The sequence below is a fragment of the Roseomonas rosulenta genome (assembly GCF_016106005.1).
In the GTDB taxonomy this organism is placed as follows: domain Bacteria; phylum Pseudomonadota; class Alphaproteobacteria; order Acetobacterales; family Acetobacteraceae; genus Neoroseomonas; species Neoroseomonas rosulenta.
The window spans coordinates 1-25,473 of record NZ_JACADR010000040.1 but is presented as its reverse complement, the minus strand read 5'-3'; the positions used below and the strand labels follow the sequence as shown (position 1 = coordinate 25,473).

General features: G+C 71.4%; 33 protein-coding genes and 1 pseudogene. 14 read left to right on the top strand and 20 right to left on the bottom strand.

Going from position 1 to position 25,473, the window contains the following annotated elements; translation table 11 throughout:
* Positions 1-31: 31 nt before the first annotated feature.
* The 7 genes from tolR to HW578_RS07880 form a co-directional block, all read right to left on the bottom strand.
* Positions 32-547: a protein TolR gene (tolR, locus tag HW578_RS07910; RefSeq protein WP_198370008.1), complete on the bottom strand. Its 516-nt coding sequence runs from the start codon at positions 545-547 to the stop codon at positions 32-34.
* 5 nt (positions 548-552) lie between these two features.
* Entirely contained in the window at positions 553-1,296 is a 744-nt protein-coding gene (tolQ, locus tag HW578_RS07905) for a protein TolQ (protein WP_198370007.1), read from the bottom strand.
* Positions 1,297-1,347: 51 nt separating this feature from the next.
* The gene (locus HW578_RS07900) at positions 1,348-1,806 is read right to left on the bottom strand and encodes a YbgC/FadM family acyl-CoA thioesterase (RefSeq protein WP_369407849.1); all 459 of its coding nucleotides are present in this window, start codon (positions 1,804-1,806) and stop codon (positions 1,348-1,350) included.
* Positions 1,803-2,840: a Holliday junction branch migration DNA helicase RuvB gene (gene ruvB / locus HW578_RS07895; RefSeq protein WP_198370006.1), complete on the bottom strand. Its 1,038-nt coding sequence runs from the start codon at positions 2,838-2,840 to the stop codon at positions 1,803-1,805. Before ruvB ends, HW578_RS07900 begins: the two co-directional genes overlap by 4 nt.
* Positions 2,837-3,454, bottom strand: a complete 618-nt coding sequence (gene ruvA, locus HW578_RS07890) for a Holliday junction branch migration protein RuvA (RefSeq protein ID WP_198370005.1) — start codon at positions 3,452-3,454, stop codon at positions 2,837-2,839. The genes ruvB and ruvA overlap by 4 nt, the downstream gene beginning before the upstream one ends.
* A gap of 250 nt (positions 3,455-3,704) precedes the next feature.
* Positions 3,705-4,223: a crossover junction endodeoxyribonuclease RuvC gene (ruvC, locus tag HW578_RS07885; RefSeq protein WP_198370004.1), complete on the bottom strand. Its 519-nt coding sequence runs from the start codon at positions 4,221-4,223 to the stop codon at positions 3,705-3,707.
* 33 nt (positions 4,224-4,256) lie between these two features.
* Positions 4,257-4,682 carry an RrF2 family transcriptional regulator gene (locus HW578_RS07880; protein WP_198370003.1) on the bottom strand — a complete coding sequence of 142 codons (426 nt, stop codon included), beginning with the start codon at positions 4,680-4,682 and terminating at the stop codon, positions 4,257-4,259.
* 99 nt (positions 4,683-4,781) lie between these two features.
* Between HW578_RS07880 and HW578_RS07875 the strand changes: the two genes are divergently transcribed.
* From HW578_RS07875 to HW578_RS07865, 3 genes are read left to right on the top strand one after another with little or no spacing between them, the layout of a single operon-like run.
* Positions 4,782-5,168: a group III truncated hemoglobin gene (locus HW578_RS07875; protein WP_198370002.1), complete on the top strand. Its 387-nt coding sequence runs from the start codon at positions 4,782-4,784 to the stop codon at positions 5,166-5,168.
* Between the two features lie 19 nt (positions 5,169-5,187).
* Positions 5,188-5,868 carry an alternative oxidase gene (locus HW578_RS07870; protein WP_198370001.1) on the top strand — a complete coding sequence of 227 codons (681 nt, stop codon included), beginning with the start codon at positions 5,188-5,190 and terminating at the stop codon, positions 5,866-5,868.
* Positions 5,869-5,870: 2 nt separating this feature from the next.
* Complete coding sequence (locus HW578_RS07865; protein ID WP_232478769.1) at positions 5,871-6,134, top strand: DUF1971 domain-containing protein; 264 nt, start codon at positions 5,871-5,873, stop codon at positions 6,132-6,134.
* Between the two features lie 47 nt (positions 6,135-6,181).
* Here HW578_RS07865 and HW578_RS07860 read toward each other — a convergent pair.
* A pseudogene (locus HW578_RS07860) lies at positions 6,182-6,559 on the bottom strand (YkvA family protein); the annotation flags it as partial.
* Between the two features lie 137 nt (positions 6,560-6,696).
* Between HW578_RS07860 and HW578_RS07855 the strand changes: the two are divergent.
* Both HW578_RS07855 and HW578_RS07850 read left to right on the top strand, forming a co-directional pair.
* Positions 6,697-7,359 carry a winged helix-turn-helix transcriptional regulator gene (locus tag HW578_RS07855; RefSeq protein ID WP_198369999.1) on the top strand — a complete coding sequence of 221 codons (663 nt, stop codon included), beginning with the start codon at positions 6,697-6,699 and terminating at the stop codon, positions 7,357-7,359.
* Between the two features lie 75 nt (positions 7,360-7,434).
* The gene (locus HW578_RS07850; RefSeq protein ID WP_198369998.1) at positions 7,435-8,037 is read left to right on the top strand and encodes a LysE family translocator; all 603 of its coding nucleotides are present in this window, start codon (positions 7,435-7,437) and stop codon (positions 8,035-8,037) included.
* A gap of 9 nt (positions 8,038-8,046) precedes the next feature.
* Here the strand turns inward: HW578_RS07850 and HW578_RS07845 are convergent, their stop codons facing one another.
* Both HW578_RS07845 and HW578_RS07840 read right to left on the bottom strand, forming a co-directional pair.
* Positions 8,047-8,799, bottom strand: a complete 753-nt coding sequence (locus tag HW578_RS07845; protein ID WP_198369997.1) for a YebC/PmpR family DNA-binding transcriptional regulator — start codon at positions 8,797-8,799, stop codon at positions 8,047-8,049.
* Positions 8,800-8,883: 84 nt separating this feature from the next.
* Complete coding sequence (locus HW578_RS07840; RefSeq protein WP_198369996.1) at positions 8,884-9,783, bottom strand: LysR family transcriptional regulator; 900 nt, start codon at positions 9,781-9,783, stop codon at positions 8,884-8,886.
* A 100-nt stretch (positions 9,784-9,883) separates the two neighbouring features.
* Between HW578_RS07840 and HW578_RS07835 the strand changes: the two genes are divergently transcribed.
* Complete coding sequence (locus tag HW578_RS07835; protein ID WP_198369995.1) at positions 9,884-10,186, top strand: DUF1330 domain-containing protein; 303 nt, start codon at positions 9,884-9,886, stop codon at positions 10,184-10,186.
* A 38-nt stretch (positions 10,187-10,224) separates the two neighbouring features.
* A complete protein-coding gene (locus HW578_RS07830; protein ID WP_198369994.1) occupies positions 10,225-10,857 on the top strand; it encodes an MSMEG_1061 family FMN-dependent PPOX-type flavoprotein in 633 nt (210 codons plus the stop codon).
* A 3-nt stretch (positions 10,858-10,860) separates the two neighbouring features.
* Here HW578_RS07830 and HW578_RS07825 read toward each other — a convergent pair whose 3' ends face one another.
* The 4 genes from HW578_RS07825 to HW578_RS07810 all read right to left on the bottom strand — a co-directional run bounded on the left by HW578_RS07825 (position 10,861) and on the right by HW578_RS07810 (position 14,751).
* A complete protein-coding gene (locus HW578_RS07825; RefSeq protein WP_198369993.1) occupies positions 10,861-11,652 on the bottom strand; it encodes an SDR family oxidoreductase in 792 nt (263 codons plus the stop codon).
* A 211-nt stretch (positions 11,653-11,863) separates the two neighbouring features.
* Entirely contained in the window at positions 11,864-12,685 is an 822-nt protein-coding gene (locus HW578_RS07820; RefSeq protein ID WP_198369992.1) for a TIGR00282 family metallophosphoesterase, read from the bottom strand.
* Entirely contained in the window at positions 12,682-13,287 is a 606-nt protein-coding gene (locus tag HW578_RS07815) for a 5-formyltetrahydrofolate cyclo-ligase (protein WP_198369991.1), read from the bottom strand. The genes HW578_RS07820 and HW578_RS07815 overlap by 4 nt, the downstream gene beginning before the upstream one ends.
* Positions 13,288-13,332: 45 nt before the next feature.
* Entirely contained in the window at positions 13,333-14,751 is a 1,419-nt protein-coding gene (locus HW578_RS07810) for a mannose-1-phosphate guanylyltransferase/mannose-6-phosphate isomerase (RefSeq protein ID WP_198369990.1), read from the bottom strand.
* A 121-nt stretch (positions 14,752-14,872) separates the two neighbouring features.
* Here HW578_RS07810 and HW578_RS28295 point away from each other — a divergent pair, with 121 nt between their 5' ends.
* Complete coding sequence (locus HW578_RS28295; RefSeq protein ID WP_198369989.1) at positions 14,873-15,322, top strand: PaaI family thioesterase; 450 nt, start codon at positions 14,873-14,875, stop codon at positions 15,320-15,322.
* Positions 15,323-15,711: 389 nt separating this feature from the next.
* Here the strand turns inward: HW578_RS28295 and HW578_RS07800 are convergent, their stop codons facing one another.
* From HW578_RS07800 to HW578_RS07790, 3 genes are read right to left on the bottom strand one after another with little or no spacing between them, the layout of a single operon-like run.
* The gene (locus HW578_RS07800) at positions 15,712-17,217 is read right to left on the bottom strand and encodes a tripartite tricarboxylate transporter permease (protein ID WP_198369988.1); all 1,506 of its coding nucleotides are present in this window, start codon (positions 17,215-17,217) and stop codon (positions 15,712-15,714) included.
* Between the two features lie 19 nt (positions 17,218-17,236).
* Positions 17,237-17,836 carry a tripartite tricarboxylate transporter TctB family protein gene (locus tag HW578_RS07795; protein WP_198369987.1) on the bottom strand — a complete coding sequence of 200 codons (600 nt, stop codon included), beginning with the start codon at positions 17,834-17,836 and terminating at the stop codon, positions 17,237-17,239.
* 44 nt (positions 17,837-17,880) lie between these two features.
* On the bottom strand, positions 17,881-18,864 hold the full coding sequence (locus tag HW578_RS07790) for a Bug family tripartite tricarboxylate transporter substrate binding protein (RefSeq protein WP_198369986.1): 984 nt from the start codon (positions 18,862-18,864) through the stop codon (positions 17,881-17,883).
* Between the two features lie 134 nt (positions 18,865-18,998).
* Between HW578_RS07790 and HW578_RS07785 the strand changes: the two genes are divergently transcribed.
* From HW578_RS07785 to HW578_RS07760, 6 genes are all read left to right on the top strand, one after another.
* Entirely contained in the window at positions 18,999-20,174 is a 1,176-nt protein-coding gene (locus HW578_RS07785; protein ID WP_198369985.1) for a M20 metallopeptidase family protein, read from the top strand.
* 80 nt (positions 20,175-20,254) lie between these two features.
* On the top strand, positions 20,255-20,659 hold the full coding sequence (locus HW578_RS07780) for a SpoIIAA family protein (protein WP_232478770.1): 405 nt from the start codon (positions 20,255-20,257) through the stop codon (positions 20,657-20,659).
* A complete protein-coding gene (locus HW578_RS07775; protein ID WP_198369983.1) occupies positions 20,656-21,444 on the top strand; it encodes a creatininase family protein in 789 nt (262 codons plus the stop codon). The genes HW578_RS07780 and HW578_RS07775 overlap by 4 nt, the downstream gene beginning before the upstream one ends.
* 40 nt (positions 21,445-21,484) lie before the next feature.
* The gene (locus tag HW578_RS07770) at positions 21,485-22,474 is read left to right on the top strand and encodes a ketopantoate reductase family protein (RefSeq protein ID WP_198369982.1); all 990 of its coding nucleotides are present in this window, start codon (positions 21,485-21,487) and stop codon (positions 22,472-22,474) included.
* Positions 22,475-22,680: 206 nt separating this feature from the next.
* Positions 22,681-22,824 (top strand): hypothetical protein, encoded by a 144-nt coding sequence (locus HW578_RS07765; protein ID WP_198369981.1) that lies wholly within the window; start codon positions 22,681-22,683, stop codon positions 22,822-22,824.
* A gap of 54 nt (positions 22,825-22,878) precedes the next feature.
* A complete protein-coding gene (locus HW578_RS07760) occupies positions 22,879-23,043 on the top strand; it encodes a DUF3309 family protein (protein WP_198369980.1) in 165 nt (54 codons plus the stop codon).
* Between the two features lie 6 nt (positions 23,044-23,049).
* On the opposite strand, the gene ppk2 is transcribed toward HW578_RS07760, so the two are convergent.
* The 3 genes from ppk2 to HW578_RS07745 form a co-directional block, all read right to left on the bottom strand.
* The gene (ppk2, locus tag HW578_RS07755) at positions 23,050-23,919 is read right to left on the bottom strand and encodes a polyphosphate kinase 2 (protein ID WP_369407848.1); all 870 of its coding nucleotides are present in this window, start codon (positions 23,917-23,919) and stop codon (positions 23,050-23,052) included.
* Between the two features lie 35 nt (positions 23,920-23,954).
* A complete protein-coding gene (locus tag HW578_RS07750) occupies positions 23,955-24,407 on the bottom strand; it encodes a hypothetical protein (RefSeq protein ID WP_198369978.1) in 453 nt (150 codons plus the stop codon).
* A 106-nt stretch (positions 24,408-24,513) separates the two neighbouring features.
* Positions 24,514-25,269, bottom strand: a complete 756-nt coding sequence (locus HW578_RS07745; RefSeq protein WP_198369977.1) for a metallophosphoesterase family protein — start codon at positions 25,267-25,269, stop codon at positions 24,514-24,516.
* Between the last annotated feature and the right edge of the window lie 204 nt (positions 25,270-25,473).

Below are 25,473 nucleotides of genomic sequence, written 5' to 3'. Positions count from 1 at the left end.
GATGGCGGCCCCATCCCTCGCCCCCTTCCCCTCAGCCGCGCGGCTGTCCGGCCGGACGGGCGGGCGGCGCAGCGGGGCGGGCGGGGGTGGAGGGCGTCGCGGCCGGGCGGCCGCCGGGCTGTTCGGCCAGCAGCGCCACGCGGGTGAAGCCCGCGCCGGCGATGGTGCCCATCACCTCCATGACACGGCCATAGGCGATGGCGCGGTCGCCGCGCACGAAGATGCGGCGCTCCGGCGCGCCCTGCGGCTGGTTGCGCATGATCGCCTGCAGCCGCGGCACAAGCTCCTCCATCGGCACCTCGGTCTCCTGCAGGAAGACGCGGCCCTGCGGGTCGACGGTGATGGTGAGCGGCTCGGTCTCCTGGTTGAGCGGGGTCGCGGCCGTGCGCGGCAGGTCCACCGGCACGCCCACCGTCATCAGCGGTGCCGCGACCATGAAGATGATCAGCAGCACCAGCATGACGTCGACCAGCGGCGTGACGTTGATCTCCGCCATGGGGCGGTAGCGCGACCGGCGGTCGCGCCCGTTGCTCAGGGACCCGGCCATGGCGGCTATTCCGCCGCGCTCGCGGCCGGCGCCGCGCTGTCATTCGCCGCGACTTCCGTCTGGCGCGACAGGATGGCGGCGAATTCGGTGGCGAAGGATTCCATCCGCGCGGCGAAGCGCGCGAGGTCGGTGTTGAGCTTGTTGTAGGCCAGCACCGCCGGGATGGCGGCGACCAGGCCGATGGCGGTGGCGAACAGCGCCTCGGCGATGCCGGGGGCGACCACCGCGAGGTTGGTGTTCTGCATCCCGGCGATCGCCGCGAAGGAGTTCATGATGCCCCAGACGGTGCCGAACAGGCCGATGAAGGGCGCCACCGACCCCGTGCTGGCGAGGAAGACCATCCAGCGCTCGAGCCGTTCCATCTCGCGCCCGATGGTCACCGTCATGGCGCGTTCGACGCGTTCCTTGGCCCCGCCCATGATGCTGCCCGCACCCGCGCTGCGGCGCCATTCGCGCATCGCCGCGCCGAACACGGCGGCCATGGGGTGGGAGGGTTCCTCGCCTTCGCGCGCATAGAGGTCATCGAGGCTGCCGCCCGACCAGAAGCGGTCCTCGAAGGCGTCGGCGGCGCGGTTGGCGCGGCGGATGCCGGTTACCTTGTCGAACACGATCGCCCAAACCCAGACGCTGGCGACCAGAAGCCCGATCATCACGCCCTTCACCACCCAGTCGGCCTGGAGGAAGAGCCCCCAGAGCGAAAGGTCGTGCGCCGCCTGTCCGAGCGCCTGAGCGGTCACGTTGCCGTTCACGCCGTCTCTCCTTCCGAGGCCCCGCGGGGCCTGTGCAACATCGTCCCGGGGTCAGCCCGCCGCGTCCGGCACGACCAGCCCCTTCAGCACCGACCGCCAGGGTTCCGGCAGCGGCACGGGCTTGAGGCTGTCCCGCCCCACGCAGACCAGGCCGACCTTGAGCCCGGCCAGCCTGTCCCGAGCCCCTTCGGCGGCCCGGACAAGCTGCCCGAGCACCACCTGCGCGCCCGTCACGCGCAGCACCGAGGTCTCCACCACGACCGAATCATCGAGGCGGGCGGGCCGCCAGTACTCCACTTCGACGCGCCGCACCACCAGCAACGCATTGTGACGTTCCATCATAAATTGGTGCGGCAAACCTATGGCACGCAAGGATTCGGTTCGCGCCCGTTCCGCCCAGTGCAGATATCGGGCGTGATAGGCCATCCCACCGGCGTCGGTATCCTCGAAATACACGCGCAGGTGGTATCGGTGGATTTTGTCTGACGTATCTGGTTCGGACTCAGTCACGCATCCGTGTCCCGCAGCAGATCGAGCTGCGCCACCATCCCCGCCGGCGGGGCGAGTCCCAGGTGGCGCCAGCCGGCCTCGCCCAGCATCCGCCCGCGCGGCGTGCGCAGCACCAGGCCCTCCTGGATCAGGAAGGGCTCGACCACTTCCTCGAGCGTGTCGCGCCCCTCGGCGAGTGCCGCGGCGAGCGTCTCGATCCCCACAGGCCCGCCGCCATGATGCTCGGCGATGCGCCGCAGGTAGCGTCGGTCCATCGCATCGAGGCCGAGCGCATCGACTTCCAGCCGCAGCAGCGCGCCATCCACCATCGCACGATCGGCGACGGCATTGCCCACCAGCGCGAAATCCCGCACGCGGCGCAGCAGCCGCCCCGCGATGCGCGGCGTTCCCCGCGACCGCTTCGCGATCTCCATCGCGCCATCGTCGGACAGCGCGAAGCCCAGCTTGCGCGCGCCACGGCTGACGATGCCGTGCAACTCCTCCGCCGTGTAGAACACCAGCCGCAGCGGAATGCCGAAGCGGTCGCGCAGGGGCGTGGCCAGCAGCCCCGCGCGCGTCGTGGCGCCGATCAGCGTGAAGGGCGGGATGTCGATGCGCACGGTGCGCGCCGCCGGCCCCTCCCCGATGATGAGGTCGAGGCAGAAATCCTCCATCGCGGGATAGAGCGTCTCCTCGATGGCGGGCTGCAGGCGATGGATCTCATCCACGAACAGCACGTCGCGCGGCTGCAGGTTCGTCAGGATCGCCGCGAGGTCGCCCGATCGCTGCAGAACCGGCCCCGATGTCGCGCGGAAACCGACACCGAGTTCGCGCGCCACGATCTGCGCCAGCGTCGTCTTGCCGAGCCCCGGCGGGCCGTGGAACAGCACATGGTCCATCGGCTCCGCCCGCGCCCGCGCCGCCGCGATGAACACGCCCAGGTTCTCGCGCAGCGACGCCTGGCCGGTGAAGTCGGTGAGCGTCTGCGGCCGGAGCGCGTGCTCGCCGTAGTCGTCATCCTGCCGCTCGGGGTCGGTGATGCGCTCGCCGCTCACCGCGCCATTTCCTTCAGCCCGTCGCGGATCAGCGCATCGAGCGTCGCACCCTCACCCAGCCGCTTCGCCGCGCGCGCGATGGCCGCCGCCGCCTGCGGCTGCTTCCAGCCCAGGTTCACCAGCGCCGAGACCGCATCAGCCTCCGCCCCCTGCTCCGGCAGAACGGACGCCAGCGCGCCCTCGCCATCCGCCTCCGGCGTCGCACGCCCCACCGCCCATTTCTGCATCGCGGGTTCATCCACGATGCGGTTCGCCGTCGCCGCGCCGAGCCCCTTCACCTCCGACAGCCGCTTGCGCTCCTTGCCCGCGATCGCGCGCGCCAGGCCATCGGGGCTGAGCGAGGACAGCACGATCAACGCCTTCTGCGGCCCCACCGTCTTGACCTCGATCAGCGCCCGGAACGCCTCGCGCTCCGAAGTATCCGCGAAGCCATAGAGCGTGATGGCATCCTGGCTGACACGCGTCTCGACCAGCACACGCACCACACCCTCCCGCCCCGTCAACGCATCCAACGTGCGCCGCGAACAGGACAGCAGATATCCCACGCCATTCACGTCGAACACGCACCCGCCCTCGTGCGTGGCCTCCACACGGCCTTTCAGCGCGGCGATCATGAGATGGGCGCGCTGCCGGAGGGGGCTTTGCCCCCTCCGGACCTCCCCCACCAAGGGGCAACGGCCCCTTGGATCGCGGGTTTTGAATCGGGGGAATTGGGGAGGGGCATCGTCGGCACGACCGACGCGACGGGCACGCCACGCCCCTCCCCAACTCCCCCGATCAAGTCGAGGGGTCCAGGGGCATTAAGCCCTTGGCGGGTGGGGTCCAGGGAGGGCAGAGCCCTCCCCGTCGCGCGACCCAACCCCATCATGCCGGCTGATAGCCGCGTGCGAGAGCCGTGCGCGACTGCCGGTGATGCGCGTGGCAGATCGCGACGGCGAGGGCGTCGGCGGCATCGGCGCGTTTGAAGGTCACGCCGGGCAGAAGGTGTTTCACCATGGCCTGGACTTGTTCCTTTGCGGCGTGGCCGTTGCCGACGACGGCGCGCTTCACCTCCATCGCGCCGTATTGCGCGACGGCGAGGCCCGCCAGCGCGGGGGCCAGCACCACCACGCCGCGCGCCTGGCCCAGCTTCAGTGCGCTGTCCGGGTTGCGCGCGACATAGGTGTTCTCGACGGCGGCTTCCTCCGGCGCGTGCAGGTCGATCACGGCGGCAAGGCCGCGGTGCAGGGCGAGCAGGCGGTCGGGCAGATCCTCGGCGGGGGTGGTGGAGACCACGCCCTCGGCCAGGAAGCGCAGGCGGAAGCCGTCGTGCTCGATCAGCCCCCAGCCGGTGTGCTGGAGGCCGGGGTCGAGCCCGAGGATACGAATCGGCCGGCGCGCCATGGGCACGTGTCTAGCAGAAGCGCGGCGCCGCGCTCAGCCCGGCACGGCGAGCAGCGCCCGCAACGCCGCCGCCCGTTGCCCGAGCAGGTCGGCCAGGCTGGTCCGGTCCAGCACCGCGAGGAAGGCGCGCAGCGCCTCGTCCAGCACCGCGCTCAGCCCGCAGGCCGGGGCGATCACGCAGCCGGGGCACTCGGCAAGGTCGAAATCCTCCTCCATGTGCCGCACCACGGCGCCGACGCTGATCTCGGCGGGCGGGCGCGCCAGGCGGATGCCGCCCGACCGGCCGCGCAGGCTGGTGACGAAGCCCGCGCGCCCGAGCTCGTTCACCACCTTCATCAGGTGGTTCTGCGAAATGCCGTAGGCACGGGCGATCTCGGCGATCGAGCATACGGCATCCGGCCGCGTGCCGAGGTGGAGCAGCGTGCGCATGGCGTAGTCGGTGTAGCGGGTGAGCCTCATGCGCCAGCCTCTAATCCTGCATCTCCAATATAGGTTTTGTGCTTGCATTAATCCAGCCCGGCCGATATATGCATTGCAGATGCATGATTTAGGTGCACGATGCACGAGACCCCCGGTATCGACGACGATGCCCTGCGCCGCGTGGTCGGCCTGTTCTACGAAAGGGTCCGCGCCGATGCGGCGCTCGGCCCGGTGTTCGAGGACGCCATCCACGACTGGCCCACGCATCTCGAGACGCTCGCGGCCTTCTGGTCCTCGGTGATGCTCACCTCCGGCCGCTACAAGGGGAACCCGATGGCGGCGCACCTGAAGCACCAGGCGCGCATCACCCCCGCGCTGTTCGAACGCTGGCTGGAGCTCTGGGCGCAGACGACGGCCGAACTGCTGCCGCCCGCATCCGCCGCGGCCATGCAGTCAAGGGCGGCGCGCATCGCCCGCAGCCTGCAATACGCCCTTTCCCCCCTGCCGCTGCCCGGCGCGGCCTGACCCCCAGGAGGCAACACCGATGTCCACCCCCGACGTCGCCCTTGGCGTGCACCACGCGCCGCAGGGCCTGTCCGACCGCATCGCGCTCGGCTTCACCAAGCTGCTGCGCTTCTGCGCCGATACCTTCTTCGCGAAGCGCTACGGCCACCGCGCCATCGTGCTCGAGACCGTCGCGGCCGTGCCGGGCATGGTCGGCGCGACGCTCACGCACCTCCGATGCCTGCGCCGCATGGAGGACGACAATGGCTGGATCCGCACCCTCATGGAGGAGGCGGAGAACGAGCGCATGCACCTGATGACCTTCATCGAGGTGGCCAGGCCGACGCTGTTCGAACGCTGCATCATCCTCGGCGTGCAATGGGTCTTCTATGTCGGGTTCTTCCTGCTCTACCTGGCCAGCGCCCGCACCGCGCACCGCGTCGTCGGCTATTTCGAGGAGGAGGCGGTGATCAGCTACACCCACTACCTCGCCGATATCGACGCCGGGCGGTCCGCGAACCCACCCGCGCCAGCGATCGCGCGGCACTACTGGAAGCTGCCGGCAGATGCGACGCTGCGCGACGTGGTGCTCGTGATCCGCGCGGACGAGGCGCATCACCGCGACGTCAACCACGGCTTCGCCTCGGAGCTCGGGGGCCAGCCGTCCCGTGCGGTCTCGCCCTATCCGGAGCACGCCGCCGTGCTGCGGCCGGAAGCCTGACCATGGCCGCCTATCGTACGACACCGGTTTTCGACGAGACGACGCTGCCCGCCGCGCTGCGGCGGGAGCACCGCACGAAGCCGGGCGTCTGGGGCGTGATCGAGGTGATCGAAGGACGGATGCGCCTCGTCTTCCTCGATCCGCCAGGGGAGGCGATCGTGACGCCGGGCCACGATGCCGTGGTGCTGCCGGACCAGCCGCACTATGCCGAGCCGATCGGGGCGATGCGCATGCGCATCACCTTCCACGACAGCGCGCCAGGGTGAAAGCGACGGGAGGGGCGCCGCCCCTCCTGGACCGCGATGTCACGCCTTCACCGGCTCAGCAGCCACCAGGCCGCACCACCCGCCGCGACGAGCCACAGCGCCACGATGACTGCCGCACCGATCTTGCTGACCGGCCGCCCCGCAGCCGCCGCGGCGCGCGCACGGCATTCGGCCATGACGTGCCGGGGCACCAGCGCGACGACGGCCAGGATTCCGAGCGGGACCAGGATCGCGTCGTCCAGGTAGCCCAGCACCGGCACGAAGTCCGGGATCAGGTCGATGGGCGACAGCGCATAGGCCGCGACGGCCAGCGCCAGCGCCCGCGCATACCAGGGCGTGCGCGGATCCCGCGCCGCCAGCCAGATGGCCAGCACGTCCCGCCTGATGACCCGCGCCCAGCCTGTCAGCCGCGCGAACATGCCGGATCAGGCAGCCGCATGGCCGCGAAGGGGAATGGAAGCCATGCCGGCTTATAGCGCGCCTCGGGCCAGGGCGGCGCGGCGGCCGCGTGGTCCGGATTCCGGACCGGTCGGAGCCGGCATGCCGTGGTAGCCTCAATGTCATGAGCGGATACGGCCAGTTCTGCGCGGTCGCGCGCGCGCATGAGGCGCTCGGCGGGCGCTGGACGCTGCTCGTGGTCCGCGAGCTGCTCTCGGGCAGCCATCGCTTCAACGACATCCGCCGGGGCATCCCGCGCATCTCGCGCACGATGCTGTCCGAACGGTTGCAGAGCCTGGCGCATCTCGGTGCCGTCATCCGCAGCGACGGGCCGCACGGGCCGGAATATCGGCTGACGCCCGCGGGCCGCGAGTTGGCCGCCGTCATCGGCGCCCTGGCCGTCTGGGGCCAGCGCTGGCTGCCGCGGCGCGCGGCAACGGAGGACCTCGACCTCGAACCCGTGCTCGTCGACATGGCGCGTCGCACCCGGGCGGAGGCCCTGCCGCGGGCCCCGACCGTCCTGCGCTTCGACCTGCGCGGCCATGCCACGCGCTTCATGCTGCTGCGCCCCGGCGAGGCATCGGTCTGCGAGCACAATCCCGGCTTTCCCGAATCCCTGCGCCTGCACGGGCCGCTCGCTGCGCTCGTCGCCTGGTGGCGCGGCGATGCCGAACTCGCGGACGCCAAGCGCCTCGGCCTCGCGGTGGATGGCCCGCGCGACCTGGCGCGCGCCTTCCCGGCCTGGTTCGACCGCTACCAGTTCGCCGGGATCCGCGCCGCGTCCTGAACGGTCCGAATTCCGGACCCCACTTCAGGCGGCATGCCGGGCATCACGCTGCTCCTCGCTTGACGGGAGAGCCCCATGCCGACCGACACCCTTCTCGCACTGCTCGTTTTCGCCGCGGTGAGTTCCATCACGCCGGGGCCGAGCAACTTCATGCTCCTCGCCTCCGGCGCCAATTTCGGCTTCCGCCGCACCGTGCCGCAGATCCTCGGGATCGCGGCGGGCTTCGGCTCGCTGCTGCTCGGCGTCGGGCTGGGGCTCGGGGCCGTGCTGACGGCGGTGCCGGCGCTGCACCTGGCACTGAAGCTCGCCGGCGCCGGCTACCTGCTGTTCCTCGCCTGGCGCATCGGCTCGGCCCGCGCCATAGGGTCCGGGGCCACCTTGCCGAAGCCGCTGACCTTCGCCGAGGCGGCCGCCTTCCAGTGGGTCAATCCCAAGGCCTGGGTGGCGGCCATCAGCGCCATGGCGGTCTATGTCAGCGGGACGGCGCCGTTCGTATCGGTCATCCTGGTCTCGGCGGTCTTCGCCCTGGCCATCCTGCCGAGCCTCGCAGTCTGGACCGGCTGCGGCCTGGTGATCCGCGACCTGCTCTCGGATACGAGCCGGCTGCGCCTCTTCAACCTGCTGATGGGCGCTCTGCTCGCCGCGACGCTCTGGCCCCTGTTGCACCAGGGGCCGTGAGCGGGCGGCTCAGGCGGCGGAAAGCCGCGCCGCTGCCGCCTCGTCCACCTCGAAATTCGCGTAGACGGTCTGCACGTCGTCATGGTCGTCCAGCGCGTCGACCAGCTTGAGCACCTCGCGCGCGCGGTCCTCGTCCAGGTCGATGGTGGTGGACGGCCACCATTCGAGCTTCGCGGCCTCCGCCTGGCCGAACCTCGCTTCCAGCGCGTCGCGCACGGCGGCGAAATCCTCGACCGAGCAGGAGATCTCGTGGCCGTCCGCGTCGGATTCGACATCCTCCGCACCCGCCTCGATCGCCGCCTCCAGCATCCCATCGGCGGATGCGGCGTCGGCCTTGTAGCGCAGCACGCCCTTGCGCTCGAACTGGAAGGCAACCGAGTTCGTCTCGCCCAGCGCGCCGCCGTTCTTGGCGAACATCGATCGCAGGTCGCCGCCGGTGCGGTTGCGGTTGTCAGTCAGCGCCTCGACGATGATGGCGATGCCGTGCGGGCCGTATCCCTCGTAGCGCACCTCCTCGTAGCCCTCGCCCTGCCCCGCTTCGGAGGCCCGCTTGATGGCGCGGTCAATGGTGTCCTTGGTCATGTTCTGCACGAGCGCCGCCTTCACCGCGGCGCGCAGGCGCGGGTTCATCGCCGGGTCGGGCAGGCCCATCTTGGCCGAGACGGTGATCTCGCGGATCAGCTTGCTGAAGGCCTGGGCGCGCTTGGCCCCCTGCGCCTGCTTGCGGTGCATGACGTTCTTGGCGTGCGAATGGCCGGCCATGCGCCTCTCATTCCGTTTCTGTTGATGTCGAGGCGGCGGATATAGCGACCGGGGCGCCCGCGCGCCACCACCCGCCGGCCCTCCTCAGGACGGCAGCGGCAGCGCGCGCAGGAAGGCGACGAGCGCGCCGAGCCTGGCCGGGCGCGGCCCGCGCGCCGGCAGCAGAAGGGAAACCGGCGGGCCGGGATAGCGCCAGGCATCGAGCACCGGCACCAGCGCCCCCGCCGCCACCTCTGCCGCGACCGCGTAGGAGATCATCTGCAGCACTCCGCCGCCGGCCACCGCCGCCGCCACCGCCGCCTCCGGCGCATGGCAGGCGAGGCGGGCGGGGACATCGCGCAGCCGCAGCGACCCCTCCTCGACGAAATGCCAGGGCAGCGGCCGCCCGGTCTCGCGCGAGAGGACGCCGAGGCATCGGTGCCGGGCCAGGTCGGCCGGCGTCGCCGGCGCGCCGTGCGCTGCGAGATAGGCCGGCGCGGCGACCGTGGCGAGCGGCGCCCGGCCGAGCCGCTGCATGATCACGCCCGCCGCTGGCGGGTCGCCGACATAGACCGCGGCATCCAGCCCCTCGGCAACGAAGTCGGGAAAGGCGTCGCGGGAGGAGAGCTCCACCGCGAGGCCGGGATGCGCCTCGAGGAAGCGCGGGAGGGCCGGGGCGAGGACGATGCGCGCATAGGCCACCGGCGCCTGCACGCGCAGCAGCCCGCGTGCCGTCCCGCGGGCGCCGCGCGCCTCCTCCTCCGCGGCGTCGAGCACCGCCAGCATCTCGCGGCAGCGGGCGAGGAACGCCTCCCCCTCCTCGGTCAGGGCCAGGCGGCGCGTGGTGCGCGCGATCAGCCGCACGCCGAGATGGCGCTCCAGCCCCTGGACCAGCGTGCTCGCCATCGCATTGGACAGGCGCAGGTCCTCGGCCGCACGGCGGAAGCTTCCGCGCTCGGCAACGCGGGCGAAGACCTCCATGGCGCGCAGACGGTCCAGGGCCATCGTTCGTCCAGAGCAAATTATATTTTCGGATTATCCCGAATTCTCGCCCTCCACCAGGGTTGCGATACGCCGGGCCGGAGCACAGAAAGGAGCCCCGCCCATGCCCGCCTACGCCATCTTCGACGTCGTCGAGATCACCGACCCGGCCGCGATGCAGCGCTACCGTGCCGCGGTTCCGGCCATCGTCGCCCGCCATGGCGGGCGCTACCTCGCCATCGGCGGACCCGTCCGGGCGCTCGAGGGAAGCCGGCCCGCCCCGAGCTTCCCCGTCATCATCGAGTTCCCCGACCTCGCCGCGGCGCAGGCCTGGCACGCCTCGGAGGACTACCGCGACCTGCTCGCCCTGCGGCAGGCGGCCGCGCACTGCGAGGCGGTGCTGGTCGACGGCCTGGCGGCCGCCTGACTCTGTCCGGGGGCGGGGCTTCGCCCTATCCTACCCCCATGGACATGCCCCTGCCCGCCGACCCGCACGCCATCACCACCGAGGCGCAGCTGCGCGCGGTCTACGAGCAGCCGCTCGAAGGCCCGCTCAAGAAGGTGACCCACCGGATCGAGGCGACGGCCCGCGCCTGGATCGCCGCCTCGCCCTTCTGCATCCTGTCCACCGTGGGCAGCCGCGGCGTGCACGCCACACCGCGGGGCGACGCGCCGGGCTTCGTCGCGGTGGAACCGGACGGCTCGCTGCTGATCCCCGACCGGCGCGGCAACAACCGGCTCGATGCGCTGCGCGACATCCTCGAGGACGACCGCGTCTCGGTCATTTTCTTCGTCCCCGGCGCCTCCGAGGTGCTGCGCGTGCATGGCCGCGCGCGCATCACCGCCGACCCGGCGCTGTGCGCGCGCTTCATCGAGCGCGGCAAGGCGCCGGCCACGGTGCTGGTCGTGACGGTGCACGAGCTGTTCATGCAATGCGCCAAGTCGATCATGCGATCGCGCCTATGGGGCGATGTGCGTCGCCCGGCCGGGCTGCCGACGATGGGCCAGCTCATCGCCGCCCATCGCGCCGATGGGCAGGTCGATCCCGCCGCCTACGACGCCGAGGCGCCGGAGCGGCTCAACCAGACCATGTACTGAAGGCTACAGCAGCCCGCGCGCGATCCCGCCATCCACGTTCACGGTCTGGCCCGTCACGTAGCCCGCGCGTGGGCTCGACAGCCACAGGACCATCGCCGCCACTTCCTCCGGCGTGCCGAAGCGGCCCAGCGGAATCTCGTGCGCGAATTCGGCGATGACATCCTCGGCGCTGACGTTGCGCTCCGCCGCCATCTTCGCCGCGCGGTCGGTCCACAGCCTGGTCAGCGTGCGCCCGGGCGCGACGCAGTTCACCCGGATGCCCTCGGCCGCGTATTCCCCCGCGAGCGTCTTGGTCAGCCCCAACAGCCCCGCCTTGTGGACGTTCGAGACGATCTGGTTCGGATAGGGCATGCGCGAGGCCGCCGCACCCAGCAGCACGATCGACGGCGCGGCGCCCTTGCGCAGCAGCGGCAGCGCGGCGCGCACCACCCGTACGGCAGACAGGACGTTGAAGGTGTAGTTGGCCGTCCAGTCCGAGTCCGACAGCGCCTCGAAGCCCGATCGGATCGACCCGCCGACGCAATCCACCAGCGCATCCAGCGCGCCCCAGAGCGAGCCGGCCTCGGCCAGCAGCGCCTCGGCTGCACCCTCCGCGGTGATGTCGGCCACCGCCGTCGCCGGCCGCCGGCCGGTGGACGTCGCGATGCGATCCGCCGCGGCGGCAATGCCGGCCGGATCGCGTGAGGCGATCAGCACCTCCGCCTCCTCGCGCGCCAGCAGTTCCGCGGTCGCGAAGCCGATGCCCGCCGAGGCACCCACCACCAGCACCCGCCGTCCACGATAGCCGAGATCCACGCGCCTCTCCTCGCTCTGCCGCGCGGACCATGCGCAGCGTCGCGCACGGGATCAAGCCGACGGGGCCGACCACGCCGAAGCGCGGCGCTTCCCCGAAGCCCGGCAAGGGCGGGGCATGGCGCACTGCCGCTGACGCGCAAGGGGACGGCGGCGCCGGGCGTCACGGTGGACGAACCGCGCGATGGAGCGCGACGTCACCGCCGGCGCGCGATCAGGGGCGCGGCATCGCCTGGCTGAGACCACCGCCGATGCGCAGCGGCTCGGCCCGGCGCGCCAGGCCCGTCGCGTCGTCGGTCTCGACGAACAACCCGCAGATGGTGGCCTCGCCCTCCGCAGGTGCCAGCCGCTCGGACGGGACCTTGCGCCAGAAGCGCAGCGAGGCGCCGCCCTTCTGCATGCCGATCACGCTGTCGTAGTCGCCGCACATGCCGGCATCGGACTGGTACGCCGTGCCGCCGGGCAGCACGCGATGGTCGGCCGAGGGCACATGCGTATGCGTACCGATCACCAGGGATGCGCGTCCGTCGAAGGAATGCGCGATGGCCTGCTTCTCGCTGGTGGCCTCGGCATGGATGTCCACCACCACCGCCTGCACGCTGCCCTGCGCGCCCAGCGTCTGCTTCGCGAGTTCCGCCTGCACGGCGCGGAAGGGGTCGTCGAGCGGCTCCATGAACAGCCGGCCCATCGCCTGCACCACCAGCACGCGCCGCCCGCCCGCCACCTGCACCACCGTCGCCCCGCGCCCGGGCGTGCCGGGCGCGTAGTTCAGCGGGCGGATCAGCCGCGGCTCCTCCTCGATATACGGGATGATCTCCTTGCGGTCCCAGGCATGGTTGCCGAGCGTCAGCACATCCGCCCCCGCGGCGAACAGCGCGCGCGCCATGTCGGGTGCGAGGCCGAAGCCGTGCGAGGCGTTCTCGGCATTCACCACCACCAGGTCGAGCAGCAGGTCGCGCCGCAGCCCCGGCAGCGCCGCGACCACTGCATCGCGCCCCGACCGGCCGACGATGTCGCCGAGGAACAGCAGCCTCATGCGGCCGTGTCGCAGACCACCACGCCCTTCTCCGTCGCCACGCGCGGCAGGCGCGCATCCCGGGGGCCGGCGGGCACCCCGGGCGGGTCATGCATCTCCTGCGCGGCATAGGCAATGCCGATGGCCACCGCGCCCGGCAGCGCCGCGAGCGTCCGGTCGTAGTAGCCCCCGCCATAGCCAAGCCGCCGCCCGGCGCGATCGAAGGCGAGCAGCGGGACCAGCAGCCAGTCCGGCGTGACCTCCTCCCCGCCCGCCGGCTGGCGCGTGCCCATCGGGCCATGCGCCAGCGGGTCGCCCGGCGCCCAGCGCCGGAAGCGCAGCGGCAGGCCGCGCTTGGGCGTCACCGGCAGCGCCAGCGCCTGGCCGCGCCCATGCAGCGCGTGCAGCAGCGGGCGAAGGTCGATCTCCGGGCCCATCGGCCAGAACCCCGCGACGATAACGCCAGGCGGTGGCGGGCAGTGCCGCAGCACGACAGCGGCCAGCGCCTCCCCCGCCCCGGCCGGGTCGATCGCCGCGCGGCGCGCGAGCGCGACGCGGCGGGCCTCCGCCTTCATCTCGGCAAGCAGGACGTCGCAATATGGCGCGGTCGGTTCGCTGGTCATCGGCGAGAATGATGCGCCCACCGCGCCGCGAGGCAAGCGCCCGCCCTACGCCCGCCCGTAGGTGTCCTCGAAACGCACGATATCGTCCTCGCCGAGGTAGGAGCCCGACTGCACCTCGATCAGCACCAGCGGGATCATCCCGGGGTTCTCCATCCGGTGCACGCAGCCGAGCGGCAGGTAGACGCTCTCGTTCTCCCGCAGCAGGATCTCCTCGTCGTCACGCCGCACGATCGCGGTGCCCGAGACGACCACCCAATGCTCCGCCCGGTGGAAGTGCTTCTGCAGCGAGAGCTTCGCACCGGGGCGCACCTGGATCTTCTTCACCTGGAAGCGCTCGCCCAGGATCAGCCCCTCGTAGTGGCCCCAGGGGCGATAGGCGCGGCGATGCTCGGTCGCCTCCTTGCGGCCCTTGGCGCGCAGCTGCTCGACCAGCTTCTTCACGTCCTGCGCGCGGTCGCGGTGCATCGCCAGCACGGCGTCGTCGGTCACCACCACCACGGCGTCCTCGAGGCCCACCACGCCGGTCAGGATGCCCTCGCTGCGCACCAGGCAGCGGCGGGCATCGACCAGCTCCACCGGGCCCAGCGTGGCGTTGCCGGCGCCGTCCTGCGCGCTGATCTCCCACAGCGCGGCCCAGGAGCCGATGTCGGACCAGCCGATCGCCGCGGGGACCACGGCGGCATTGGCGGTGCGCTCCATCACCGCGTGGTCGATGCTGATCGACGGCGCGGCGGCGAAGGCCGCGGGGTCGAGCCGCACGAAGTCCATGTCCCGCTTCGCCCCGGCCACGGCCTGGCGCACCGCCGAGAGCATGGCCGGCTCGTGCCGCTCGAGCTCCGCCAGGATGGCCGAGGCGGTGGCGACGAACATGCCCGAGTTCCACAGGTGCTTCCCGCCCGCCACGAACTCCGCGGCGCGCGCGGCGTCGGGCTTCTCGACGAAGCGGGCGATGGCGCGCACGCCGGGCAGGCCGGGCAGGTCGGCGCCGGCCTCGATGTAGCCGTAGCCGGTCTCGGGCGCGGTCGGCGCCATGCCGAAGGTGACGATGCGCCCGGCGCGCGCGGCCGCGGCCGCCTGCGCCAGGGCGGCGTGCAGGGCGGGCACGTCCTCGATCGCGGAATCGGCCGCCATGATCCACATGACGGTGCCCGGGCCGGCTTCCTCGGCCAGCAGCGCGGCGGCGGCGATGGCGGGGCCGGAGTTGCGCCCGGCCGGCTCCAGCACGATGCGCGCGCCGCGTCCGCGCAACTGCTCGGCCACCAGGAAGCGATGCGCCTCGTTGCACACGATCATGGGCGCGGCGAAGCCCGGGCCCTCGGCGCGCGCGGCGGTCTCGACCAGCATCGGCCGGTCCGAGGCGAGCGGCCAGAACTGCTTCGGATACCCCTCGCGCGAGAGCGGCCAGAGGCGCGTGCCGGTGCCCCCCGAGAGAATGACGGGCAGGATCTGGTGATGTTCGGTCATGGCATCCGCGGGTCTGGGACAGGTGCTGGGCGTCCTATGCGATGCAAACGCGGCGAAGGGAAGGCGGCTCGGCAGCGGCGCGGGGCCGCCCTATCCTGGGCCGGCAGCAGGGGGTGACGGCGTGAGGGATGGCGTGACGGCGGGGCAGGTCCCCGAGGGCTTCGTGGCGCGCCATGCGGGCGGGCCCTTCCTCGAGCCGATCGGGCCGATCTTCCGCCGGCCGGAGGAGGCCGGGGCGCGCTTCGGCATCCGCATCGAGCGGCGGCACTGCAACAACCAGGCGGTCGCGCATGGCGGCATGCTGGCGACCATCGCCGACATCGTGCTGGGCATCGGCGGCGCCGAGCAGGCGGGCACGCCCGGGCATTTCGTCACCATCAGCCTGGTGACGGACTACCTGGCACCCGCCCCGCTCGGCGCCTGGCTGGAATGCCACCCGGCGCTGCTGCGCCGCACCTCGCGCATGATGTTCGTGGAGGGGCGGTTCCTGGCGGATGGCGTGGCGGTGCTGCGCGCGAGCGGGGTCTTCGCGCTGCCGAGGCCGAAGGCGGAGGCGGCGCCCGGCGCCTGAAGGCAGACAAGCGGATCGCGGCCCGGCCGCGATCCGGGAGCGCGAATGCGCGACCGCGCCCAGCCCATCAGCCGCGCCGGGTGCACCACTGCATGGCGCGCAAGCCAAGCCGGCGCATGCCGGCGCCCGGCGTCTGAGGGCACGAAAAGACTCGGATCGCGGCCCGGCCGCGATCCGGGAGCGCGAATGCGCGACCGCGCCGAGCCCATCCGCCGCGCCAGGTGGCACCGGTGCGTGGCGCGCAAGCCAAGCCCGCGCATGCGGGCGCCCGGCGCCTGAGGGCGTAGTTAAGACTCGGCGCCCGCCGTCTGAGGGCACAAAAAAGGCGGGCCCCGCAAGGGACCCGCCTTCCCACGCCGCGGCCGGTCTCGACCGGCCGGGGCGAACCTTCAGCCGCCTTCCTGGATGGCGGCGTCCTTCTTGCGGCTGATGCTGGGCAGCAGCATCGCGGCCAGGGCGACGAAGCCGATCGCGAGCATCGTGGCGCTGATGGGGCGCTCGACGAAGACCATCCAGTCGCCGCGCGACAGCAGCATGGCGCGGCGCAGGTGTTCCTCCATCATCGGGCCGAGCACGAAGCCAATCAGCATCGGCGCCGGCTCGAGCCGCAGCTTCGAGCAGAGGTAGCCGAAGATGCCGAAGATGACCGTCTGGTACACGTCGAACACGTTGTTCTGCAGCGAGTACACACCGATCGCGCAGAAGATCAGGATCGAGGGGTACATGTAGCGGTAGGGCACCTGCAGCAGCTTCACCCACATGCCGATCATCGGCAGGTTGATGACCAGCAGCATCAGATTGCCGACCCACATCGACGCGATTAGGCCCCAGAACAGGTCGGGCTGCGCCTCCACCATGCGCGGACCCGGCTGGATGCCCTGGATGATGAGCGCGCCCACCATCAGCGCCATCACGGCGTTTGCCGGGATGCCGAGCGTGAGCAGCGGGATGAAGGAGGTCTGCGAGGCCGCGTTGTTGGCCGATTCCGGACCCGCCACGCCCTCGATCGCGCCGGTGCCGAATTCGTGCCGGCCCTTCGAGACCTTGCGCTCCATCATGTAGGAGCCGAAGGACGCCAGCGCCGCGCCGCCGCCCGGCAGGATGCCGAGCACCGAACCCAGCGCCGTGCCGCGAATGACGGAGGGAACGGCGCGGCGGAATTCCTCCTTGGTCAGCATCAGGCTGCCGACCTTGCTCGACAGCACGCTGCGCGATTCCGGCCGCTCGAGGTTCAGGATGATCTCGGCGATGCCGAACATGCCCATGGCGATCGAGACGAAGCCCACGCCGTCCGACAGTTCCGGGATGCCAAAGGTGAAGCGCTGCTGGCCGGTCTGCACGTCGGTGCCCACCAGCCCGAGCGCCACGCCCACCGTCACCATCGCCACCGACTTCAGCACCGAACCCTGCGCCAGCACCGCGGCGATGATCAGGCCGAGCAGCATCAGCGAGAAGTAATCGGCCGGCCCGAAGGACAGCGCCACCGAGGTCAGCAACGGGCCGGAAGCCGCCACCAGCACGGTCGACACCGTCCCGGCGAAGAACGACCCGAGCGCGGCGATGGTCAGCGCCGCGCCGGCACGGCCGCGCCGCGCCATCTTGTAGCCTTCGAGCGTGGTCACGACCGAACTGACCTCGCCGGGCAGGTTCAGCAGGATCGCGGTCGTGGACCCGCCGTACTGTGCGCCGTAGTAGATGCCCGCCAGCATGATGATGGCGGTGGTGGCCGGCTGGCCGAAGGTGATCGGCAGCAGCAACGAGATGGTCGCAACGGGCCCGATGCCCGGCAGCACGCCGATCGCAGTGCCGATGAGGCATCCGATCAGGCAGAACAGCAGGTTGTTGAGCGAGAGCGCAACGCCCATGCCGTGTGCGAGGTTCGCGAGGAGATCCATGGTCTGTGCGTCCTTCCCGTCAGGAGAGCTGCGGCCAGACGGGCACGCGGATGTCGAGGTACCAGATGAACACCACCCAGCAGAGCGCGCACAGGAAGGCTGCGCAGCCCGCCACGCCCAGTGGCTTCTGCGTCTCGTCCGCCAGCGCCGAGACAACCACCGTGGCCACGATCGCGACCATCAGTCCAAGCGGTTCGAGGATGATGCCGAACAGGGCGAAGGAGGCGCTGACGAGGAACAGCGGTCGCCATGACTTGAGGATACTGGGGACAAGGCAGCCGACGAACAGCGCAAGGCCCAGCGGGTTCCACGAAGCGCCGAGCCACCCCCCGGCATGCGAGGCGGCGTAGTAGACGACGAACACCGCGGCCGCGCCGGCGACAACGACGGCGATCTCGGCCGGGGACCAGGGCGTCAACGGGTCCGGCCCGTTGGTCAGCGCCTGAAAGAACACGCCCGCCGTCAGGATCAGGAGCAGGTAGAATGTAAGCATCGGCATGTAGCCGGGGCCCATGCGACGCGCCGAACCAAGATTATGGTCCATGTTCAGCCACAAGCCGATGAGCGCGAAGCCGGTCAGCAGCCCCACGCACACCATGTCCTTGGTATTGATCTTCATGCGCTTGGTTCCAGCGTATTGAACATGTCCTGCTCCCCCACCCACTAATCCGGCGTAGCGCCGGAAGCCTGCACGAGAGGCGCCCAGAGCGCCACCTCCCGACGCACGAATTCGCCGTAACCTTCGGCGCTCAGGTCACCTGGCGTGCCGCCCAGTTCGGCGAGGCGTGCGCGGATCTCGGGCGCTGAGAGGAAGGCGCGCGTCTCGCGGTTCAGCCGCTCGACCACCGCCGCGGGCGTGCCCGCCGGCGCCGAGAGCCCGAACCACGAATCGCTCGCGAGGTCGAAGCCCTGCTCGCGGAAGGTTGGCACCTCCGGGAAGGACGGATGGCGCTCCGCCGAAGCCATCGCCACCGCAATCACGGAACCCTGGCGGATGTGGTTCGCGGCCGAGGGCAGGCTGTCCGACATCATCGGCACCTGCCCCGCGATCACGGCCTGCATCGCCGGGCCCGCGCCGCGGAAGGGAATGTGGTTGAGCTCGGTGCCGATGAGCTGGCCCATGCGCACCACCATCAGGTGGTTCGACGACCCCGCGCCCGAGGTCGCGACATCGAGCCCGCCGGCGCTGCGCGCCTTGGCCGCGGCATCGCCCAGCGTGCGGATGCCCGAGCGCGGATTGGCCACCCACACGGTCGGGTTCGAGACGACCAGCGCGATATGCGCGAAGTCCGTCACCGCGTCGTATCGGATGCGCCCGCGATAGACCGATGGCGAGATGCCATGGCTCGCGATGTTCGACATGACCAGCGTGTAGCCATCGGGCGCGGCGCGCGCGACCATCTCGCTGCCCACCGTGGCACCTGCGCCCGCGCGGTTCTCGACCACCACCGACACGCCGAGGCGCTCCTGCAGACCTGCAGCGACCAGCCGGGCGACCAGGTCGGTCGTGCCGCCCGGCGCGAAGGGCACCACCAGGCGGATGGGCTGGGACGGCCATGCGCCGCCCTGCGCCAGGGCAGGGCGCTCGGCGATCGCGGCAAGTGGAAGACCGGCCAGCAACGCGCGCCGGCGGAGCGTCCAGGACATATTGCCTCCCAAGTCTCGGCGAGCCCTATGGCATGGGGCATGGGTCGTCGCAAGCGGCGCGGGCCGCTGAGCGCTTGCCCCGGCATCGTGCCATCCTATGCTTTGTCACGAACCCCCTTGAGCGGATGCCCCCGATGATCGCCAACGACCCGCAGCGCGCCATCCGCGCCGCCGCCGCCGCCATCGCGCCGCGCCTCGTGGAGCTGCGCCGCGACATCCACCGCGTGCCGGAGCTCGCCTTCCAGGAAACCCGCACGGCCGGAATCGTCGCGGCCGAGCTCGCGCGGCTCGGCATCGCGCACCGCACCGGCGTCGGTGTCACCGGCGTGGTGGGCGAGATCGCGGGCGGGCGCCCCGGCCCCACCCTGCTGATCCGCGCCGACATGGACGCGCTGCCGATCCACGAGGAGACGGGGCTGCCCTTCGCCAGCGGCGTTGATGGCCAGATGCACGCCTGCGGCCACGACATCCACACCGCCACGCTGCTCGGCGTGGCCGCGGTGCTGAAGGATCTCGCGCCGCAGATCGCCGGCACGGTGCGCCTGGTCTTCCAGCCGGCCGAGGAAGTGCTGGAAGGGGCCGCCGCCATGATCGCGGATGGCGCCGCGGACGGCGCCGACATGGCGATCGGCTTCCACAACCACCCGGACATGCCGGTGGGGTCCTTCGGCTTCGTGCGCGGCGCCTGCCTCGCAGCTTCCGACCGCTTCGACCTGGTGGTGCAGGGCAAGTCGGGCCATGCCGCGCACCCTTACGCCGCCGTCGATCCCATCGTCGCCGCCGCGAACTTCATCGCGCAGGCGCAGACCGTGGTCAGCCGCGAGATCAGGCCGCTGCACCCGGCCGTGGTCACGGTCGGCATGGTGCAGGGCGGCACCACCTACAACATCATCCCCGAGCGCGTGCACCTGAAGGGCACGGTGCGCACGCTGCACGCCGATGCGCGCGACACGGCCGAGGCCGCGCTGAAGCGCCTGGCCGAGGGCATCGCGCTCGGCATGCGCGTGAAGTGCACCATGACCTACGCGCGCAAGGTGCCGCCGCTGGTCAATGACGATCGCGTGCTCGAACCCGTGCTCGCCGCCGTGGCGCGCCAGATGGGCGTGGCACCCGAGGAAGGCGAGCCGTCCATGGGTGCGGAGGACTTCGCCGAATTTGCCGCCCGCGCGCCGGCCTTCCAGCTGCGCATCGGCTCCGGCGCGCCGGGCCGCGACGACCGGCTGCACAATGCCTTCTATCAGCCCGACGAACGCTGCATCGAGCTCGGCGTGCAGGCGCTCAGCCGCGCCGCGCTCGACATCCTGGCGTAGCGCCCCGGCGCCGCCGTGGCGGCGGGCGCGGCCTGCTGGCAGACTGCCAGCGCCGCGACGCACCCGGCGGGGAGGTGAGCATGCTCGTGATGGAATTGCTGCGGGACCGCGGCATCGTCGTGCTGGAGCCGGACGGCCCCCTGGCGGCCGGGGATTTCGACCGCCTCGCCGCGCTGGTCGATCCCTACCTGGAGGAGGTGGGCGAGCTGCGCGGGCTCATCATCGACACGCGCAGCTTCCCGGGCTGGGACGGCCTCGAGGGCCTGCTCGCGCATGGGCGCTTCGTGCGCGGCCACGCCGCGCGGGTTAAGCGCGTCGCCATCGTGACCGACAGCGACCTCGCCGGCATGCTGGCGCGGGTCGCGGGCGCCATCCTGCCGCCGGAGATCCGCCGCTTCGACTCCGGCCAGCTCGAACAGGCGCATGCCTGGATCCTCGGCGACGGCGCGCCGGGCCCATCGACTCCCCGGGAGACGTCCCCATGACCCACCGCATTGCCGAGATCACCGCCCCCGAAGTGGCCTCGCGCCTCGCCGCCGGCGCCGTCGCCATCCTGCCCATGGGCAGCCTCGAGACCCACGGCCCGGCCCTGCCCATGGGCGACTACCTGGTGGCGGAGGAGATCGCCGCGCGCATCGCCGCACAGGCCCTCTCGCTCGGCGCGGATGCGCTGGTCGCCCCCGCCATCCCCTTCGGCGGCGAGGATTTCTTCGCCGGCGTGGCGGGCGGCATCACCTTGTCCATCCCCACGCTCACCGCCGTCATCGAGGAGGCCGCCGAGGCCTTCATCCGCACCGGCACGCGCTCCATCCTCATCGTCAACGGACATGCCGGCACGATCGGGCCCGCCGAGGCCGCCGCCCGCACCGCGCGCCACCGCCACGGCGTCATCATCCCCGCCCTGCACCTGTGGCGGGAGGCCGGCAAGCTGCACGCCGAACTCGGCGGCGCGAGCGAATCCTTCGGCCATGGCGGCGACCCGGTGGCCTCGGTCACCATGCACCTGCGCCCCGACCTCTGCCGCCCGGATGCGGCACGCGAGCGCGCCCCGACCGGCCCCTATCTCGGCCTCCCGCCGACCGGCTTCGGCGCCATCCGCTCCCATGGCGTGGATTTCGCCGTGCCCATGTGGGTGGAGGAGGTCGCGCCCGGCGGCGTCGCCGCCCCCGACCCGCGCGGCGCGAATGCCGCACATGGCAAGGCCATCGCCGACCGGCTGATCGCGGCCGGCGCGGCGATGTGCGTGCAGCTGCGCGACCACGCGGCGTGAGTCTTGCACGCCCGCCGGCGCCCATCCTGAGGACCATCCCATGACCCGCATCTGCGTCTTCGGCGCCGGCGCCATCGGCAGCCATCTCGCGACCCGTGCCGCGCTCGGCGGCGCCGATGTCGCGGTCGTCGCGCGCGGCCCGCACCTCGAGGCCATGCGCGAACGCGGCATCACGCTGCACGCGCATGACGGCGTCAGGACCGTGCGCGTGCAGGCCGCCGCGACGGCCGCCGAGATCGGCCCGGTCGATGCCGTGCTGGTCACCACCAAGGTGCCCGCCCTGCCCGCCGCCGCGCGCGCCATCGCCCCGCTGCTCGGCCCGGACACGCCGGTCGCCTTCGTCACCAACGGCATTCCCTGGTGGTACTTCCTGCGCCATGGCGGCGGACGTGACGGGGAACGCATCCCGCTGCTCGACCCCGGCGCGGAGATCGAGCACGGCATCGGTATCCACCGCACCCTGGGCGGCGTGGTCTATTCCGCCAGCGCCGTCATCGAGCCCGGCGTGGTGAAGTCGGAACACGCCGACATCCGCCTGTTCCTGGGCGAGCCGGACGGCTTCATCAGTGACCGCGCGCGCCTGATCGCCGGGCCGATCGAGGCCGGCGGCATGCCCTGCCCCGTGGTGTCCGACATCCGCCACCGCGTCTGGGGCAAGCTGATCGGCAACCTCACCAGCGGGCCGCTGTGCATCCTCTCGCGCTCCGACATGATGACCACGCTGTCGGACCCGGCCGTCTACGCCGCGGCGATCCGCATCGCCGAGGAAGGCGCGGCGCTCGCCCTCGCCTATGGCCACGACCTCGCGACCTCGGCCGAGGCGCGGATGAAGCGTTCCGCCATGATCGCGCACAAGCCCTCCATCCTGCAGGACCTGGGACTGGGCCGCGCGATGGAGATCGACGCGCTGTTCACCGTCCCGCTCGACCTCGGGCGCCAGGCCGGCGTGCCGATGCCCACCTTCGAGCTGGCGGCGCGCCTCGCCACCCAGGCGGCGCGCGCGGCGGGATGCTACGCACCGCCGGGCTGATGCCGGCGTGCCATCTGCCCACCCGCCATGCGCCTGGCGCAGCGCGCCGTCACCGCGGGCGGCGCCAGGCCGAGCGCACCAACGAATCCCCGCACCTGTGCGCCGACGCGTGAATACCAGTGCAAAATCAAGAAATATATATCCGAACAAATCTTCAATTTAATATATATGAAATTCACGATTCCCCAAGAAAGGGGCCAATGAAAATGACAAGAAACACTATGTATTTCGTGGGTGGCGCGCTGCTCATGGCTGCCGCGGCATTCGGCTACTGGATCTACCAGGATCGCCAGCGCTCCGGCATCGACATCAGCATCGGCGGCCGCGGCATCACCGTGCAGGAAAGGTAGCGCGGGCGCAGGCCGGCCGTCCCACCCCCGCATGCCAGTCAAGGAGACGACACCATGTCGCTCGGCACCATCCTCATCATTCTGCTCATCATCGCCCTGCTCGGCGGTTTCAGCGGCCGCTTCGGCGGCTATGGCTACGGCTTCGGCCATGGCGGCGTCGGCATTGTCGGCGCGGTTCTGATCGTTGTCGTCGTTCTCCTGCTGACCGGGCGGCTGTGACGGCGCTCAGCCCGGCGGCGTGTCCAGCGTGTCGGGGATGAGCTTCCACGGATATTCCGGCTCGACATAGTCGCCCGGCTTCTGGCGCTTGGGCAGTTCGATCTTCTCGCGCTTCGGCGCCTCGAAGGGAATGTGGCGCAGCATGTGGCGGATGATGTTGAGCCGTGCGCGCTTCTTGTCGTCCGAATGCGCCACGTACCACGGCGCCCAGGCGGTGTCGGTGGCCTGGAACATGGCGTCCCGTGCCCGGGAATACTCGTACCAGCGGCTGTAGGACTTCAGATCCATGGGCGAGAGCTTCCACAGCTTCCGCCCGTCGTCGATGCGTGCCGCGAGGCGGCGCGTCTGTTCCTCCATGCCGACCTCGAGCCAGTACTTCAGCAGGATGACGCCGGACTCGACAATCGCCTTCTCGACGGCTGGTGCCATCTGCAGGAAGCGCTCGACCTGCTTTTCGCTGGCGAAGCCCATCACGCGCTCCACACCCGCCCGGTTGTACCAGGACCGGTCGAAGATCACGACCTCGCCCGCCGCGGGCAGATGCGGGATGTAGCGCTGGATGTACATCTGCGACTTCTCGCGCTCGGTCGGCGCGGGCAACGCCACCACGCGGAACACCCGCGGGCTCACGCGCTCGGTGATGGCCTTGATGGTGCCTCCCTTGCCGGCGCCGTCGCGCCCCTCGAACAGGATGCAGACCTTGGCGCCGCTCGCCTGCACCCAGCGCTGCAGCGAGACGAGCTCCACATGCAGATCGTACAGCGCCCGCTCATAGGCCTTGCGGGAGAGCCTGCCGTCCGCCTTGAAGGGTGAATCCGCCCCCGGTGCCTCGGCGCGGCCCTTGCCGCCCTTCTTCCTGCCCTTCGTGCCTGCCACCGCCGCCTCCTGTCGATCCTCCGCCGCGCGCGCCGTCATTCCTCGGGGTGCTTCCAGGTCAGGTACCAACCCACGTCGCCCGGCATGCCGCCCGGCCAGTCCAGGATCTCGACCTGCAGCTGGAAGCCGCGCGGGGCGAGTTCCTTCGTGTAGAAGTCGAAGGCACGGCGCGGGAAACCCTCGAGCCTCTCGTGCCAGTTCGGGTCATGGGTGGTAATGCCGCGTCCCGAATCCGGCAGCCATTCCGAGGGGAACTGCAGCACCAGCACGCGTTTGTCGCCGTTCTCGACGGCGCGGCGCACGGCGGCGGCGATGCGCTCCATAGCCTCGGGCTGCACGTCGCGTTCCTTGAAGGACTCGCGGATCGCGTCGCGCTCCGCCTTGGCGGCGGCTTCCTGCGCGCGGCGCTGGTCCTCCGCGGCCCTCTTCCGTTGCGCGATCGTGTCCCAGATCGCCTGCGCGCTCAGGTTGCCTCCCGTCAGGCTCATGCTTGCTCTCCGTTCCTGCGTGGCGCTGCGCTCGTCGCAGCGTCACCTTGTTCATCCTGAACCGCAGGCCGGCCGGACATCTTGACGTGCATCAAGCCTCACGCGTTCAGGCGCTCTCGGGCAGCAGCCCCGTGCGGATCACATGCGGCCAGGCGGCGTTGAAGCCGACCTCCTCCGCGCGGCGCGCTGCCGCGTCCCAGTCGTAGCGGACCGCCAGCATCTCGACGCCGACCTCGGGCCCATCGAGGTGCAGCACGGCATAGCGCGCATGCGGCGTGCCCGCCTCCTGCCGGTGCGCCGGCTCGCGCGAGATGCGGAAGCCTGGCAGGCCGCAACTGCCCGGGTTCACCACGAGCGGCCCGCCGGGCACCTGCACCATGCCGGTGCGGTGCGAATGGCCGCAGAGCACGACGCGCGCCGCCATCCCGTCCTCGCCCAGACGTTCGCGCAGCACCGCCATCGGCGCCTCGCGCAGGCGCCCCTCGACCACTTCCTCGATCAGGTTCTGCACGTCGGATTGCGGGGTGCCGTGGCAGGCCAGCACGCCCGGCGCCGGCTCCAGCGTGCCGGGCAGGTCCATCAGCCAGGCGCGCTGCGAAGGGCTGAGCTCGGCATGGGCGTGGCGGTCCTGGCCGGTCAGCACATCGCCACTGCGCTCGCTGATCCAGCGGTCATGGTTGCCGCGGATGCAGGGGATGGCGCGGTCCTGCAGCAACTCCACCGTCTCGCGCGGCCAGCCCGCACCCGAGGCGATGTCGCCCAGGCAGACCACGCGGCCGATGCCGCGCGCGGCGATATCCGCCAGCGCCGCCTCGAGTGCGGCGACATTGCCGTGGATATCCGTGACGACTGCCAGCCTCATGCGCGCCCCCGCCTGGTCGCGCCGAGTGTCGCGCCATCGCGCCCAGCCGTCACCCCCGCGCGCAACCCGAAGCCGCATCGCCCGCGGCGCGGTCGCGCATCGCGAGGAAGACCGAGCGCTGCGCATGGCTGCCGCCGAGCTCGGGCAGGCGTGGCAGCACCGCATCGAAGCCGCGCGTCGCCGCCGCCGGCGCGCCCGCCGCCG

Coding starts and splice junctions, on each gene's coding strand:
- tolR (WP_198370008.1), bottom strand. CDS start 547: ATGGCCGGGTCCCTGAGCAACGGGCGCGACCGCCGGTCGCGCTACCGC.
- ruvA (WP_198370005.1), bottom strand. CDS start 3,454: ATGATCGCCGCGCTGAAAGGCCGTGTGGAGGCCACGCACGAGGGCGGG.
- ruvC (WP_198370004.1), bottom strand. CDS start 4,223: ATGGCGCGCCGGCCGATTCGTATCCTCGGGCTCGACCCCGGCCTCCAG.
- HW578_RS07880 (WP_198370003.1), bottom strand. CDS start 4,682: ATGAGGCTCACCCGCTACACCGACTACGCCATGCGCACGCTGCTCCAC.
- HW578_RS07875 (WP_198370002.1), top strand. CDS start 4,782: ATGCACGAGACCCCCGGTATCGACGACGATGCCCTGCGCCGCGTGGTC.
- HW578_RS07870 (WP_198370001.1), top strand. CDS start 5,188: ATGTCCACCCCCGACGTCGCCCTTGGCGTGCACCACGCGCCGCAGGGC.
- HW578_RS07865 (WP_232478769.1), top strand. CDS start 5,871: ATGGCCGCCTATCGTACGACACCGGTTTTCGACGAGACGACGCTGCCC.
- HW578_RS07855 (WP_198369999.1), top strand. CDS start 6,697: ATGAGCGGATACGGCCAGTTCTGCGCGGTCGCGCGCGCGCATGAGGCG.
- HW578_RS07850 (WP_198369998.1), top strand. CDS start 7,435: ATGCCGACCGACACCCTTCTCGCACTGCTCGTTTTCGCCGCGGTGAGT.
- HW578_RS07845 (WP_198369997.1), bottom strand. CDS start 8,799: ATGGCCGGCCATTCGCACGCCAAGAACGTCATGCACCGCAAGCAGGCG.
- HW578_RS07840 (WP_198369996.1), bottom strand. CDS start 9,783: ATGGCCCTGGACCGTCTGCGCGCCATGGAGGTCTTCGCCCGCGTTGCC.
- HW578_RS07835 (WP_198369995.1), top strand. CDS start 9,884: ATGCCCGCCTACGCCATCTTCGACGTCGTCGAGATCACCGACCCGGCC.
- HW578_RS07830 (WP_198369994.1), top strand. CDS start 10,225: ATGGACATGCCCCTGCCCGCCGACCCGCACGCCATCACCACCGAGGCG.
- HW578_RS07820 (WP_198369992.1), bottom strand. CDS start 12,685: ATGAGGCTGCTGTTCCTCGGCGACATCGTCGGCCGGTCGGGGCGCGAT.
- HW578_RS07815 (WP_198369991.1), bottom strand. CDS start 13,287: ATGACCAGCGAACCGACCGCGCCATATTGCGACGTCCTGCTTGCCGAG.
- HW578_RS07810 (WP_198369990.1), bottom strand. CDS start 14,751: ATGACCGAACATCACCAGATCCTGCCCGTCATTCTCTCGGGGGGCACC.
- HW578_RS07800 (WP_198369988.1), bottom strand. CDS start 17,217: ATGGATCTCCTCGCGAACCTCGCACACGGCATGGGCGTTGCGCTCTCG.
- HW578_RS07795 (WP_198369987.1), bottom strand. CDS start 17,836: ATGAAGATCAATACCAAGGACATGGTGTGCGTGGGGCTGCTGACCGGC.
- HW578_RS07790 (WP_198369986.1), bottom strand. CDS start 18,864: ATGTCCTGGACGCTCCGCCGGCGCGCGTTGCTGGCCGGTCTTCCACTT.
- HW578_RS07785 (WP_198369985.1), top strand. CDS start 18,999: ATGATCGCCAACGACCCGCAGCGCGCCATCCGCGCCGCCGCCGCCGCC.
- HW578_RS07780 (WP_232478770.1), top strand. CDS start 20,255: ATGCTCGTGATGGAATTGCTGCGGGACCGCGGCATCGTCGTGCTGGAG.
- HW578_RS07775 (WP_198369983.1), top strand. CDS start 20,656: ATGACCCACCGCATTGCCGAGATCACCGCCCCCGAAGTGGCCTCGCGC.
- HW578_RS07770 (WP_198369982.1), top strand. CDS start 21,485: ATGACCCGCATCTGCGTCTTCGGCGCCGGCGCCATCGGCAGCCATCTC.
- HW578_RS07765 (WP_198369981.1), top strand. CDS start 22,681: ATGACAAGAAACACTATGTATTTCGTGGGTGGCGCGCTGCTCATGGCT.
- HW578_RS07760 (WP_198369980.1), top strand. CDS start 22,879: ATGTCGCTCGGCACCATCCTCATCATTCTGCTCATCATCGCCCTGCTC.
- HW578_RS07750 (WP_198369978.1), bottom strand. CDS start 24,407: ATGAGCCTGACGGGAGGCAACCTGAGCGCGCAGGCGATCTGGGACACG.
- HW578_RS07745 (WP_198369977.1), bottom strand. CDS start 25,269: ATGAGGCTGGCAGTCGTCACGGATATCCACGGCAATGTCGCCGCACTC.